Annotated in this window: 11 protein-coding genes; 1 reads left to right on the top strand and 10 read right to left on the bottom strand. The window is 51.2% G+C overall.

The window, feature by feature from the left end; translation table 11 throughout:
• Nucleotides 1–87 precede the first annotated feature (87 nt).
• Entirely contained in the window at nucleotides 88–1,137 is a 1,050-nt protein-coding gene (locus KDX31_03620) for a hybrid sensor histidine kinase/response regulator (GenBank protein ID UTW04116.1), read from the top strand.
• 203 nt (nucleotides 1,138–1,340) lie between these two features.
• Here the strand turns inward: KDX31_03620 and KDX31_03615 are convergent, their stop codons facing one another.
• From KDX31_03615 to KDX31_03570, 10 genes are all read right to left on the bottom strand, one after another.
• Nucleotides 1,341–1,916, bottom strand: a complete 576-nt coding sequence (locus tag KDX31_03615) for a GNAT family N-acetyltransferase (GenBank protein UTW04115.1) — start codon at nucleotides 1,914–1,916, stop codon at nucleotides 1,341–1,343.
• A gap of 221 nt (nucleotides 1,917–2,137) precedes the next feature.
• Nucleotides 2,138–2,647, bottom strand: a complete 510-nt coding sequence (locus KDX31_03610) for a DUF1566 domain-containing protein (protein ID UTW04114.1) — start codon at nucleotides 2,645–2,647, stop codon at nucleotides 2,138–2,140.
• Nucleotides 2,648–2,713: 66 nt separating this feature from the next.
• On the bottom strand, nucleotides 2,714–3,007 hold the full coding sequence (locus KDX31_03605) for a GTP cyclohydrolase (protein UTW04113.1): 294 nt from the start codon (nucleotides 3,005–3,007) through the stop codon (nucleotides 2,714–2,716).
• Between the two features lie 287 nt (nucleotides 3,008–3,294).
• On the bottom strand, nucleotides 3,295–3,882 hold the full coding sequence (locus KDX31_03600) for a hypothetical protein (protein UTW04112.1): 588 nt from the start codon (nucleotides 3,880–3,882) through the stop codon (nucleotides 3,295–3,297).
• A gap of 116 nt (nucleotides 3,883–3,998) precedes the next feature.
• Complete coding sequence (locus tag KDX31_03595) at nucleotides 3,999–4,820, bottom strand: hypothetical protein (protein UTW04111.1); 822 nt, start codon at nucleotides 4,818–4,820, stop codon at nucleotides 3,999–4,001.
• Nucleotides 4,821–5,349: 529 nt separating this feature from the next.
• The gene (locus KDX31_03590) at nucleotides 5,350–5,577 is read right to left on the bottom strand and encodes a hypothetical protein (protein ID UTW04110.1); all 228 of its coding nucleotides are present in this window, start codon (nucleotides 5,575–5,577) and stop codon (nucleotides 5,350–5,352) included.
• Nucleotides 5,578–5,676: 99 nt separating this feature from the next.
• Nucleotides 5,677–10,518: an NAD-glutamate dehydrogenase gene (locus KDX31_03585; protein ID UTW04109.1), complete on the bottom strand. Its 4,842-nt coding sequence runs from the start codon at nucleotides 10,516–10,518 to the stop codon at nucleotides 5,677–5,679.
• A gap of 311 nt (nucleotides 10,519–10,829) precedes the next feature.
• Nucleotides 10,830–12,134 (bottom strand): TRAP transporter large permease subunit, encoded by a 1,305-nt coding sequence (locus KDX31_03580; protein UTW04108.1) that lies wholly within the window; start codon nucleotides 12,132–12,134, stop codon nucleotides 10,830–10,832.
• Nucleotides 12,134–12,652, bottom strand: a complete 519-nt coding sequence (locus KDX31_03575) for a TRAP transporter small permease (GenBank protein UTW04107.1) — start codon at nucleotides 12,650–12,652, stop codon at nucleotides 12,134–12,136. Before KDX31_03575 ends, KDX31_03580 begins: the two co-directional genes overlap by 1 nt.
• A 52-nt stretch (nucleotides 12,653–12,704) precedes the next feature.
• Nucleotides 12,705–13,691, bottom strand: a complete 987-nt coding sequence (locus KDX31_03570; protein UTW04106.1) for a TRAP transporter substrate-binding protein — start codon at nucleotides 13,689–13,691, stop codon at nucleotides 12,705–12,707.
• Between the last annotated feature and the right edge of the window lie 101 nt (nucleotides 13,692–13,792).

Below are 13,792 nucleotides of genomic sequence, written 5' to 3'. Positions count from 1 at the left end.
ATCACACCCCGCCCGCTTTTTCTGGTACTCGGGCAACCTTTACTGGCAAAATAGCAGCTCTGAAAAAACACCGATGTGTAGCAGTTTATGAACCCATGGAAAGTGCTGGTCGTCGACGACGAAGAAGGTATTCACGGAATAACCCGGATGATTTTTCGCGGTTATGAATTTGAACAGCGGCCAATCGAACTGATCAGCGCCATGAGTGGTGCCGAGGCCAGAAAGCTACTCTCCGAGCACCCGGATATCGCGCTGGCACTGCTGGACGTGGTCATGGAAAACGATGACGAAGGGTTGCAACTGGTCGAATATATCCGTAACCAACTCAACAACCGGGATATCCGGGTCATTCTGCGCACCGGCCATCCGGGTTACGCCCCCGAATCCCAGGTGATTGTTAATTACGATATCAACGATTACCTGAGCAAGGCAGAACTGTCCGCTTCCCGTCTGTTAACCTCGGTAGTGGTTGCGCTGCGCTCGTTTCGTGACATAAAAAATGCCCGCTTGCAGGCCACCACTCCCAGTCTGACAGCAAGCCCTGATAACCAGCTACTGAAAGCGGTCACACAGCAGTTAAATCAACAGATCCAGCCGATCCTTAAACAGAGTCAAAGACTGCAACAGATGGACCTGAACCCGGTGGCGCAAGATCTTGCCACCAGCCTGCACGCCCAACATCAGCGATTGCAGAATAGCATCGGCATTCTGCACCTGGCTGACCAGACGGCGAAATCCGCACCGGTCAGACTGATTCCCCTGATGGACGAGATCCTCTACACCTTTCTTCCCCAGAGCCGTCGTGAAGGCTGGCTACTGGATTACCGGGTAGATGATGCACTGCCAGCCCAGATCAACACCGACCCGGTGCGGATCAGGCAGATACTGATCAGTGCAACTGAACTGGCCTTGCTGCAGGCCAACGGCGCGGACCTGAAACTGAGCATTGAACCCTCTACACAACCGGGCCAGCTTCGTCTCAGTGTGACCCTGACCGATGGCCAGCCGGTGTTCTCATCATCGCCCTGGGCTCAGCAGTTGCGTAATCACCTGCAACTCCTCTGCCAGCAACTGCAGGGGGAGTTAGCCGAGATGGATGAAAGCGGTGCCATTCACTGCCAGATTCCGCTGTTATAACGCGAGCCGGCAAAACGGATAATCACTCTGTCCGTTTTGCTGAAGGTTGATGCGTGAAGAGCCGTTTTACCACCGCGGACACAGACAGATAACGCAAAGGGCACCGAGAAAAAAGATTGCGCAAACACGTTTTCAGGGAAGAAATACCTACCCCTTTATTCATTGTCTATTGACTCCGGGGCGGCTCATCCAGGTTATGCCTTTCACAGTTTCCTGGTCATCAGTAACCATTCACCGCCGTGTAAACAACCGGGGTACGTCACGACAGGCAATGATGATACAGACTCATACCCGAGATATTCATATAAGCCTTTTGCCCGCGTGTTTTCGGATGCCACGATGAGACTCAGTTCAGAGACCCCTTCAGATACGGCTCTTTCTTCAGCTTCTTTGAGTAACATCCGTGCGATGCCCAACCCCTGATATCGCTCAAAGGTCGCTATTGCATTAATGTACCAGCTACCGGGTGCTTTCGATTCAAGAAGAATTAATGGCTTAACGATGTCCGGGTAGTCGTCAATATCGTCCGTAGAATAGATGTCGGGCTGTTTATAAGAGATGATCATACCCTGGACCTGAGCATCTTCCACACACACTCGTGCGTTTCTGTAGCTAAACCCGCCTTCCTCCCGTGAAGCACGCATTTCGCCATAATCCATTGGGTCCTGGCCCTCTTCAGCCATTGAGCTCCAGAGGTATTTTGGAATACCCTCGCCCGCCAGATTAATAAGATGGGCCAGATCAGAAGCATTCTCTTTTGTAGCGTTTTTAATTTCCATCTCTCTCATCCACTTACAATGCATAACGACGCATTCAGCGACTTGTCAGCCACAATGCTGTGTTAAATTGTAGCAGCATAGATGAAACCGGATATTAGAAAACCAAGGAATAAGAGCGCGTATATAAATCCTTGGTCAAAGAGCTTTGACCCCTTTAATTTCAGACGTATCTTCCGTCCGGTTGATTGGTTTGTTGGCTGTCAGTTTTCATAAGCAAAAGACTATGGTTCACTACGCACCAAACGTACTGCCAGTGGAAACCCTTTGGAGTGACCATCTATTGCTCCATCGATAAAATCAATGAAGTAAATTAGTGATGGTATTTCCTCAACGTTGGTATCACTCCAATAAGGCGCACCTTCTCCAAAATTTGTCACTGTTGGGAACACTCTGGAGTTAATCGTTGGATTGAAGCATTTCTGTTCAACAATACTATAGAGTTCTTCAATCGATGGAACACGCCAACCGCCACCGAGTTCCTGTGCTAATTGTTTTGCTTTATCTAATCCCAATAGCTTCACTTTCCCTATGCAACCAGTATCATTCGTCCAGGTGGTACCCACACTGCAACGGTTCCACGTCAGTTTCGTTTGTTGGTCATATGCTTCACCGCCGTTAAGAACGAAGCGTGAGGAAGGTGAGCTTTCGGTAATGTTCTCATCACAAGCTGCCCAAACGGCACTTGAGGTCAACCATGAAGCAAGCATCAAAAATGTGATAATTCTTTTCATATGGATAAATACCGCTGCAAATAACCGGCGCGCAACGAAGCGGAGCGTCCGCATAAAATTGCCTTGTTATATGAAATTTTTGAGTGATTCAAAGCCTTGAGCCACCTTGGTTGGAACAAACTCAATAATTTCATAGTTGGCTAAATCCGCTTCAAAAAATGGATCTTCCTGCAAGATAGTCATTAGTGACTCTTTGCTTTCTGCATGAGCAAGTATCACGCCACCCGTTCGTGGTACTTTGCGGCCTGAGGCGATAAAGTTTCCTTTTTCGTAATGTTTTTCTAGAAACGCAACATGTTCCTCTATGTACTTATCTACTTCGGATAAGTCGACCTTGTAAGATAACGATACTACGTACACTGAATTCCCCATCTCATATAACAGCTGGTTATAGTGCCCTTTGGCACTATAACCTTTGAAAGCACGATGACCAAAAATCACTATTATTTAAATAATCAGCAGGATAACAACGGGAAGAATAGATTTTCTACAGAATTATAGTGCCTGTAGAGGCTGCATCCCTGCCAGTAACATGTCCGAATCATAATTTCTACTTGTCATTAATTCAAAGGGTTCATTAAGCTCCTCACTGTTAATGCGTAAAAAGCCCCTTAATCGAGACGATTTGTTAAAGAACTATAATCTCTTTAAATATCAGCTTTTATAACCTTACGTTCTTCGGCAGTCAGTACCGTCGGCGTCACGACAGGGTCACCCGACTCATTAAATAGTTGAGAACGTCGATACTGACCGCTAATACGCATCGATAAAACCAGCCAGATGAATCGCATGATGGTACCGAAGAGCCCTTTCTGCACGGGCTTTGGTTCGCCAATGGCTGAATCAACATGCACTACCGCGACGTTGCTACCGAAGTCCTTCTCAATCATAGAAGGATCGAGGGATGCACGAATAAGCCCAATAAAAGCAACCTTTGGATTAGCCAGAGTGTTTCCAATCGGGGTTTTGCAACAGTCTGCATACCAGCGCAACAGCCCTTTCTCACTCAGCCGGACCGCAGCAAGATGCTCCTGACCCTGCGAAAAGACCACCCGGGGCTGAGCCAGCTGCACAATCTCCGTTCCGCCCTGAGCGTCCAGCACATCATCGGAGCAGCCCAAAAACTTCGTAAAGCCTCTGCAATCAGCACAGTAACAGACAACCCGACTGCAGGTTCCCGCCCCCTGAATATGGCCTTGCAGCGCCCCGCATTTACATTGAATTCTGTGCATCATTCCTTATTCTCCGTAATTGGGGCTTACCGTCAGTGGGTGTGTAACATATAAAGCCAACAGCATGGGCATGAAAGTTAAAGGGCTTTAACCCCTTTAATTTCTTGGGTGGCAACAATCTAATCCATAGCCGTTGCACCAACTGGCTGAGCGTCCTCAGTAAGCGAAGACCACCTTACTTCCTTTAACAGCACCTTATTTCGCTCAAGTTCTTTCAGCTTACTTGCAAATGCTTGATCCGTAATTTCTTGGCCATCAATAATTTTACCTACGTCAGAATTAATGATGGCTCCGACGATTAGCCCACCAATCGCACCGCCAGCAAGGCCAGCTCCTGCAGCTTGTCCATAACTTACTCCTCGTCCTGCTATTCCCTGAGTAACGAGGCCATTTAAGGCTCCACCAACGGCCCCAGCTCCTGCAAGAGTAACCACACTAATTTTTGAAGTTTCAGGATTCCGTGTAAATACAGTATTGGAACAATCATAATTTTGGGGGGGAACCACTGGAGGTACAGCAACTGAACTCAAGTAAGAATATGTTTTTACAGGCTCATTTTTATCATGAGGCACGTAGAAACCTCCATCCGCTGTACCGCCTTTTGTATATGCTCCTCTTTCTTTATTCCCAATCCAGATACCACCTGTCGGTGCCCGATAGAATGTCCCTTTCTCATCAACTTTTTCTGACCAATATGCTCCACGCTCCAATCTAGTGGTCCACGTATATTTTAATATGCCGTATTTTCCCGAAAAAGAGAGTGACTCATCGAGATAAACACATGTCAAATGCTGCGGTGCTGACAGCTTCGCTGGATCAACTGGTGGATTACCTGCGCACCCAGCAAGTGAAAATACTAATAAGCACGTAAGTACACAATGCAACGTACGAATTACAAGTTTAACCATTTCTATTCCCTTCAACTTCTCAAAGACATCCATTGTTTAATATTGCCGCCTAACAGGCTTAGTTGTTGTGCGCGTGCGCATATGCACGGAAATGAAATACGTGTAAAAAACGATTAACTAATTGAATAAAATACATTTTTGAAAAATTCCCTTTCATTTGGCTCCGTGTAAACGCGCATGCGCGTTATCCCCAAATCACTCTGCGTACTATCCCGTGATAGATCGGTATAACACCTTGATTTGCTGAGAACTGTGGTCAACTATCCGATGATAACGCGCAAGCGTCAAGATATTTTACCGACAAAGCGCGCAAGCAAAAGCTGATATCAAAAAACACAGTCTCTTCATGCTCCTTTATCATGTGAGTCTGTCACCTGATGACCGTTGTCTGTTAACGAAAAAAAGCCAAACCATCTCTGCATAGGCTTTTTTTGGAATAACTGCCGCGCTAAAAAGGCGGAAGGCTAGGCCTTAAAATAAAGACCCGGCCCTCCTGGTGCTTGTTTCGGGTGGGGCGGGACTGACCTTGATGCTAATCAGCCCCGTTCACACCAAAGGTTATTTAATTGTCAGACAACATATAGACCGTTGATTCCTGACGCTGGGTTTCGATCCACCGTTCTACGTCATCGCGACTGCGACCGAAGAAAACCACCCGGGAGACCGGTTTAAGTGTGCCATTACCGCAGAACTCATGGCGGTAAACCCACCAGCTGTCTGCGGCCATCTGTTTAATATTCAGTGCGCATTGCACCACCTTTACCCCAGGAAATGAGTTTAGTGTTTTCATAATTCTGTACGTTGTTAATCTCTTTCCGCCTGTCTCCAGGCCCGTTTTACCGAAGTTGCAGGGGACTCACATACGCCCCCTGCCCCTTCCGGTTAATCGTTACTGCGCCTGCGCCAGTTCCATGAGTTCACGGATCGCCACGGTAATGATAGCGAAGTCCTGATGCGCACTGCCACGTACCTCATGCAGCACAGACTGCCAGCGCTCTAACAACCGACTGTTTTTTTCCAGCCAGTGTTCGACCTGCTCACCACCGTCACGCCCGGCTTCAGAACCTGTGTCCTCCGGGAGGTCTGCGCTACCGTTGCTCAGAACACTGACGGTAATCGCCTGCTGATGACTGGTCAGATCTTCACGAAAACCATCCCGGGCCATCGACTCCCAGTGATTGCTTGCCGCCAGCTCTTTCACCTGCTGATCAAACCACTGCAACTGCAAACGCTCTCCCAGACCAAAATGGATCTGAGCCACCTGCTGTAGCGATCTGCCGGTCAGTTCCGCTGACTGAATAATGCTGAGCAACGCATACAGACTGTCAGCACCGGCAACGATTGACGCCAGTTCGTCCGGTACACCTGCCGTTGTCAGTTGATCATGTTTGTGCTGCCACAGGTTCAGCGGTTCACCGTTGAGTAATTGTGACAGTTGTCCACTGAGCGTCTCGACGCCATTGCGGAACTGCTGCACGGTTCCGGCAACGTCCAGAGGCCGCCGGTGACGCAGAAACCACTGGGTAGCACGGCGTATCAGACGGATCACATCAGCCATCATCTGTTGCTGAAGCGCGGAATCAACCTGGTTATCCAGTGATTCAATCTGCCGCCACAACTGATCAATGCTGAAGACATCCCGGGCAATCACAAAGGCCGCCGCGACATCACCAGAAGCGGAACCGCTGATCTGGCAGAGCCGGTCTGCAAAGGTGATCCCCATGCTGTTGATCATGCCGTTGGCGATCTGAGTCGCGATGATCTCGGAGCGCAAGCGATGCTGCGAAATCTCATCGGCAAACTCGTTCACCAGGCGCTGCGGAAACGCGGAAACCGCCTCATGACTCAGGTAAGCATCATCGGTGATCCAGGATTCACTGAGAGCTTCTTTCAGCTCAGCCTTCACATAGGAGATCAGCACCGACAGTTCCGGCCGGGTCAGCCCCTGCTGCGCCTGTTTACGTTCCTGAAGCAGCTCATCGTTCGGAATAAATTCCAGCTCCCGGTCCAGCTTACCGGAGGCCTCCAGACGGTGGATCAGGCGGATATATTCATCCATTGCCCGGCGAGCATGACTGTGGGCAATACTGATCGCCTGCGCCTGTTCATAGTTGTTTTGCAATACCAGATCTGAGACTTCATCGGTCATCTCCCGCAACAGGGCGTTACGCTGCTTAACGGTCATATCTCCGTTAGCCACTACCTCATTGAGCAGAATCTTGATGTTTACCTCATGGTCGGAACAATCGACGCCACCGGCATTATCGATAAAGTCGGTATTGGATTTACCGCCGTTGGCACAGAACTCTATCCGCCCCAGTTGAGTGAAACCGAGATTTCCGCCCTCGCCCAGCACCCGGCAACGCAGCTGATTACCATTGATACGCAGGCTGTCGTTGGCCTTGTCCCCCACCTCGGCATGGCTCTCTTGAGAGGCTTTCACATAGGTACCGATACCGCCGTTCCAGATCAGGTCGACCGGCGCTTTCAGCAGCGCCGTCAGCAACTCATTGGGTGACAGCCGGGTCTCTTTAATATCAAAGCGGGCCTGCATCTGCGGGCTGATATCCAGCCACTTGGCGGCGCGGGAGAAAATACCACCACCGGCAGAGATCAGTTCCCGGTTATAGTCCTCCCAGCTGGAACGAGGCAGTTCAAACAACCGCTTACGCTCAACAAAACTGCTGGCCGCATCGGGCTCAGGATCGATGAAGATATGCAGGTGGTTGAATGCCGCACACAGCTGTATATGTTCAGACAGCAGCATGCCGTTACCAAACACATCGCCCGCCATATCGCCGATCGCAATTACGCTGAAATCTTCCGACTGGATATCTTTACCCAGTTCACGGAAGTGCAGTTTGACCGACTCCCAGGCGCCCCGTGCAGTGATTCCCATGCCTTTATGGTCATACCCCTGAGAACCGCCGGAGGCGAACGCATCTCCCAGCCAGAAGCCCCGCTCCTCGGCAATCGCATTGGCAATATCAGAGAATGTTGCGGTGCCTTTATCGGCGGCGACCACAAAATAGGGGTCGTCTTCGTCGTGACGCACCACATCCACAGGCGGCACGACCTCCCCGCCGACCAGATTGTCGGTAATATCCAGCAGCGCTGAGATAAAGATCTGATAGCTGGCGATCCCTTCCGCCTGAAACGCTTCACGGCCGCCGGTGGTGGGTAATTTCTTAGCCACAAAGCCGCCTTTGGCGCCCACTGGCACGATCACCGAGTTTTTCACCTGCTGCGCTTTCACCAGCCCCAGCACTTCGGTGCGGTAATCCTCCAGCCGGTCTGACCAGCGCAGTCCGCCACGGGCAACCTTGCCGCCGCGCAGATGCACCCCTTCCACCCGTGCCGAATAGACAAACACTTCAAACATCGGACGGGGCTGTGGAATAGCGGCAATCGCCCGGGGATTCAGCTTGAAAGCAAAATAGTCTTTCAGCTCGCCGGCAGCATCGCGCTGGAAATAGCTGGTACGTAAGGTCGCTTTGATCAGCTCGAGAAAGCGTCGCAGAATCTGATCTTCATTGAGGTTGTCCACTTTCTCGAGGGCATCGACAATACTGTTGCTGATACGCTCAGCCAGTGCCGCAGCCTTCTGACTCCCACGGCGTGCCGGTTCAAAACGCGCCCGGAACAGAGCCACCAGCAGTTTGGTGACATGAATATGCCGGGCCAGCGTTCCGGCAATATAGGATTGTGAAAAACCAAAACGGATCTGCTTGTTATAACGGGCATAGGCACGCAGCATGGCCACTTCACGCCAGCTCAGGTTGGCGCCGATAACCAGATGGTTAAACTCGTCATTTTCTGCACGGCCACCCCAGATATTGGCAAACGCATCATGGAAGACATCTTTAACCTCTTCCAGTACGACCGGCTCAGTGCCCTGACTGATCAGGGTAAAATCGTGCATCCAGAACTGCTGCCCGTCACTGCGATTCACCGCATAGGGGTGCTCGCCAATCACCCGCATGCCCAGGTTCTCGAGCACCGGAATCACATCGGACAAGACCAGCGGCTCGCCCGCATTAAACAGTTTGAAACGCAGGACGTTCTGACTCTGCTCCAACACCCGGTAGAAACTCATGGTCACCGGATTCGCTTCGTTCAGCGCTTCAATACGCTGAATATCGTACACCCCACTCAGCGCAGGGAAATGCTCACGGTAGGCACTGGTAAAGGCGTGACCATAGCTATGGTGCAACCGGTTACCCTGCTCTTCACCGCACAGATCGGTCAGCGCAGAATGCAGTTCATCCCGCCAGTCGCGTGATACGTGAACCACTTCAGCTTCCAGCTGCGACAGGTCCAGCGTGTCGGCGTTATCCGGGTCGATACGCAGCACAAACTGAACCCGGGCCAGAACGGACTCGCTGAAGGTGGTGGTAAACTCCGCTTCGCTGGCATTACAGGCCCTGACTAACAGATCCTGAACCTGAACCCGCAACGCGGTGGAAAAAATATCCCGCGGCACATAATAGAGGAAGGTTATAAACTGGTTACAGCGGTCTTTGCGGAACAGTAAGCGGACTTTACGCCGATCATGCAGACTGAAAATCCCCATCGCACTGTCCAGCAACTCCTGTTCACTGGAGAGAAACAGCTCATCCCGGGGCAGATCATTTATAATCTGCAGCAACTCTTTACCGTTGTGGCTGCGACGGTCAAAACCGACACGCTGCAGTACCGCTTCAGCTTTACTGCGCACCCCCGGTATCGCCAGCATCTGCTCAGAATACACCGACGAAGTATACAAACCATGAAAACGGCACTGACCCACCACATTGCCCTGATCATCAAAGCGTTTGATCACTACACAATCCATATACGCCGGCCGGTGTACCAGCGAGTAATGGTAATCTTTGACAAACATCAGCCGGGTTGGCTCTAACAGAAAATCCCGCTCATCTTGACGCAGGTCTTGCAGCTGACTGAAGCTACCCTGCCCCGCATTTTTATGCAGTTTCAGTGTCCCCAGCTCGCTGCCCTCAACCCGCTGTACCCGGTCATCACTGATAGTCAGCTCATCGTAACCGAGAAAGGTAAAGCGGTTATCCAGCATCCAGCTCAGGAACGCCTCTGCCTCAGCATCATCTGACTGTGTCGGCTGTTGCGCCAGCTCATCAAGCAACGCCTGTGCCTGCGCCTGCATCGGGGCGAAATCGGCCACCGCAATACGCACATTCTCTAACACCGACTGCAGCGAGTTCAGAATCGCTTTCAACTCTGTCGGATCGCTGGTGCGGTCGACTTCCAGATAGATCACCGATTCAGCCTGAGCAGCTTTATGATCCGGCTCAACAAAATCAACCAACTGGCCCTTATCGCGCTCAACATAGAGGATCGCATTATGAATGGTGTGAATCACCAGATTCCGGCGATTCAGCTCCATACGGACCGAGTCCACCAGAAACGGCATATCGCTCTGAACAATCTCGATCACCGTATGGTGTGAGCGCCAGCCAAACTTCTCCAGGTCCGGGTTATAGACCCTGACTTTTGGCTCGCTGCCGCTAAACTTCTGCAGAAACTGCCAGCATGACATCGTCGCACCATAGAGGTTTTCCAGCGAGCGCTCTCCCAGCCCGTCGGCGGTCGATGTCTGGTAATAATAACGTGAGAAGTTGACCACGGTACTGGCCATCTCTGCCGGGAGTCTTTCGATAACTAAGTCATTCAGAGGCGTGAGTAACACTGATTTATCAGATAAACGATCAGGCATGGTTGTTTTATTTTTTAACCTTTGTAGTTTTTACATGGGCTCAGACAGGCATCTGTCCAGAAGACAAAAATAGAATAGTTTAAGCAAGACAGGGCTCGGACCCTCTTTCATGCCAATAACACCTCCTTGTATGCCAAACCTTGCTAAACGGTATTAAAGCTCAGGGAGTTCAGGGTCCCGATGGCGAGTTCGTTGCGGTTAACCGATACCGACCCCGTCGTCGAAAATCAGCCGACTGCTCCCTGTGGTTTGCCGCGCCACAGGTAAGCAGTCGTCGGTAAAGTTCCCACAAACGGAGCACCCCTCTTGCATCACTGACTCATGGATCTTGGCAGATAGGTCACAATCTCAGGGAACAGATAGATCAACACCACCGCGAACATGATCAACAGAAAAAACGGCAGTGCAGCACGCGCCACATAGAGAATATTTTTGCCGGTTAACGCCTGGATCACAAACAGGTTGAACCCGACCGGAGGGGTGATCTGCGACATCTCCACCACCAGCACGATATAGATACCAAACCACAGCAGATCGATACCCGCCTGCTGCACCATCGGCAATACCACCGCAACCGTCAGCACCACCACGGAAATACCATCCAGGAAGCAGCCCAGCGCAACAAACAGCACCGTCAGACAGATCAGCAATATGCCTGGAGAGAGAGACATCTGTGCGATCCACTCAGCCAGCGCCCGGGGAATCCCCAGAAAGCCCATGGCCAGGGTCAGAAAGTGGGCTCCCGCCAGAATCAGGCCGATCATGCAGGAACTTTTAACGGCGCCTGTTAGGCTCTCACCAAAACTGTTTTTGTTCAGAGAGCCGGTTACCGCAGCCAGAAACAGCGCACCGACAACACCCAATGCAGCCGCTTCCGTCGGCGTGGTAAAACCACCGTAGATAGAACCCAGCACAAAACCGATCAGGCCCATAATTGGCAGCAATAATCGCAGCGCTTTTATCTTTGCTGCAAACGAGATGTGCTGTTTATCGTGTTGGGGTAACTCATCTTTGTTCAGTAACGCCCAGATCATGGTATATCCCATAAACAGGACCACCAGCAGCAACCCGGGTAAAGCACCGGCGATAAACAGACGGCCAATGGAGACCTCCGCCGCAACACCGTAGACGATCAGAATAATCGAAGGCGGAATCAACAACCCCAGCGTGCCCGATCCGGCCAGTGTGCCAACGGCCATCCGGTCGCTATAACCCTGTGCCTTGAGCTCCGGCAGCGTCATCCGGCCTATGGTCGCCGCAGTGGCCGCAGAAGACCCCGATACCGCCGCAAAAATACCACAGCTGAGCACATTAACATGCAGCAGCTTGCCCGGCAGCCCGCTCAGCCAGGGCGACAAACCTTTAAAAAGGTCTTCCGAAAGCCGGGTTCGAAACAGTATCTCCCCCATCCAGATAAACAGCGGCAGCGCGGTCAGCGACCAGGAAGTACTGGCACCCCAGGTTGAGGTCGCAAACAGTAAACCGATCTGATCATTACCGGACAGAAACAACCCCAGCACCCCGACGCCAAACAGTGTCAGAGACACCCAGAAGCCCAGCGCCAGCGCCAGCAGCATAAACACGGCTAACGAAACACCTATAATCGTGATATCCATCAGATTTCCTCCAGATGAAGCTCACCTTCATGGGTCTTGTATGAGGGGCTCCTGCGTCTTAACAGAACGATAAGATCATCCAGAATGGCGATGTTCAACATCACAATACCCATAGCGACTGGCACCTGAGGCATCCAGATCGGTATAGACACATAGCCCGAAGAGACCTCTTCAAAAATGTATGACTCCCACACCATATGGATCGAGTAGAACGACATAAAACTCACCAGTAACAGAGCCAGAATAAGCACCAGCAACTCCTGCAAATAGCGTGCGCCTTTGCCCCACTGCTGAATCACCAGCGTCACCCGTATATGTCCGCCTTCCCGAAAGGTATAAGCCAGTCCGAAAAACGTTGCGGCAGCCAGTGAATAACCGGAAAAATCTTCCGCTGAAGGCACAATAAATCCAAATATCCGACCCACAATTTGCGCCACGATAATCAGCGTAATCAGGACGATACAGAACCCCGAGAGGTAGCCGGATGCCAGATACAACTTATTGAGTAGAGAACGCATGGTGGTCCCCCCTTGTCTGAAGGCCCCGCCAGAGTAGCGGGACCTGTTAGGCTTAAAGATTACTATAGTAAGTGGACAGAATAGTCTCGACTTCAGGGGCTTCGGCTTTCCACTCATCGACCATGGTGGCACCGATCTTATTCAGTTCCTCCATCAGCTCAGGTGAGGGCTCGGAAACGACGATACCGTTCTCCGCCAGCGTCATCGTATCTTCCGCAGCTTTACCCCGAACGCCCGCCCAGCCTTTGGCCTCGGCACTGGCTGCAGCATCAAGAATAACCTGTTGAGTTTTCTTATCCAGACGCTTGAAAGAACGCTTATTCACAACCACCACGTTCTTGGGAATCCAGGCACGGACATCGGTATAGTTGCTGACGTAGTCCCAGGCCTGGCCATTGACACCGGTGGAGGGCGAAGTGATCATCGCATCGATAATACCGGTGCTGAACGCCTGCGGAATCTCGGGCACCTGCACGGTCGTTGGCGAGGTGTTCATCAGATCCGCCAGTCGTGAAGTAGAAGGGCTGTAGGCGCGCATCTTCTGTCCCTCAAGATCGGCCAGACGGTTAACCGGCGCCTTCGTATACAGGCTCTGAGCGGGCCATGCCACCGTATAGAGAAGCATCATCCCCTCTTTGTTAAGCTGTTTCTCGACCTCAGGCTTAGCCGCTTCCCAGAGTTTTTCTGCACTGTCATAAGTTGTGGCAAGGAAGGGAATGTTATCGTGCTTAAACACCGGATGGGTATTACCCATGATACCGATAAACACTTCGCCCAGCTGAACCTGGCCGGTTTTTACTGCACGGGGAATCTCAGGATGCTTAATCAGTGAAGCACCGGAATGCACCACAATATCCAACTCTCCGGCGGTGTTGTTTTTAATCTCTTCAGCAAACTCGTAAGCGATCTGGGTTGGCAGGTTAGCATCACCATAAGGGGTGGGCATATGCCACTGAGTCCCTGCCGAAGCATTAGCTGCAGACCCCAGTGTAACGACAGACGCAAACAGGATTGCAGCGCGTTTGAGTGAAAATCTCATTATTATTCTCCTAATAGAGGTTTATAGTGATCGCAATGGCGTTCGCTCTCATTAACTCCTGTTAACTATAGCAACGCCCGTACCAAACCCCTGAAAATATA

The organism is Amphritea atlantica (genome assembly GCA_024397875.1).
In the GTDB taxonomy this organism is placed as follows: domain Bacteria; phylum Pseudomonadota; class Gammaproteobacteria; order Pseudomonadales; family Balneatricaceae; genus Amphritea; species Amphritea atlantica_B.
This window is presented reverse-complemented; position numbering and strand designations above follow the sequence as displayed.

Coding starts and splice junctions, on each gene's coding strand:
- KDX31_03585 (UTW04109.1), bottom strand. CDS start 10,518: ATGCCTGATCGTTTATCTGATAAATCAGTGTTACTCACGCCTCTGAAT.
- KDX31_03600 (UTW04112.1), bottom strand. CDS start 3,882: ATGATGCACAGAATTCAATGTAAATGCGGGGCGCTGCAAGGCCATATT.
- KDX31_03610 (UTW04114.1), bottom strand. CDS start 2,647: ATGAAAAGAATTATCACATTTTTGATGCTTGCTTCATGGTTGACCTCA.
- KDX31_03595 (UTW04111.1), bottom strand. CDS start 4,820: ATGGATGTCTTTGAGAAGTTGAAGGGAATAGAAATGGTTAAACTTGTA.
- KDX31_03615 (UTW04115.1), bottom strand. CDS start 1,916: ATGGAAATTAAAAACGCTACAAAAGAGAATGCTTCTGATCTGGCCCAT.
- KDX31_03590 (UTW04110.1), bottom strand. CDS start 5,577: ATGAAAACACTAAACTCATTTCCTGGGGTAAAGGTGGTGCAATGCGCA.
- KDX31_03570 (UTW04106.1), bottom strand. CDS start 13,691: ATGAGATTTTCACTCAAACGCGCTGCAATCCTGTTTGCGTCTGTCGTT.
- KDX31_03620 (UTW04116.1), top strand. CDS start 88: ATGAACCCATGGAAAGTGCTGGTCGTCGACGACGAAGAAGGTATTCAC.
- KDX31_03580 (UTW04108.1), bottom strand. CDS start 12,134: ATGGATATCACGATTATAGGTGTTTCGTTAGCCGTGTTTATGCTGCTG.
- KDX31_03575 (UTW04107.1), bottom strand. CDS start 12,652: ATGCGTTCTCTACTCAATAAGTTGTATCTGGCATCCGGCTACCTCTCG.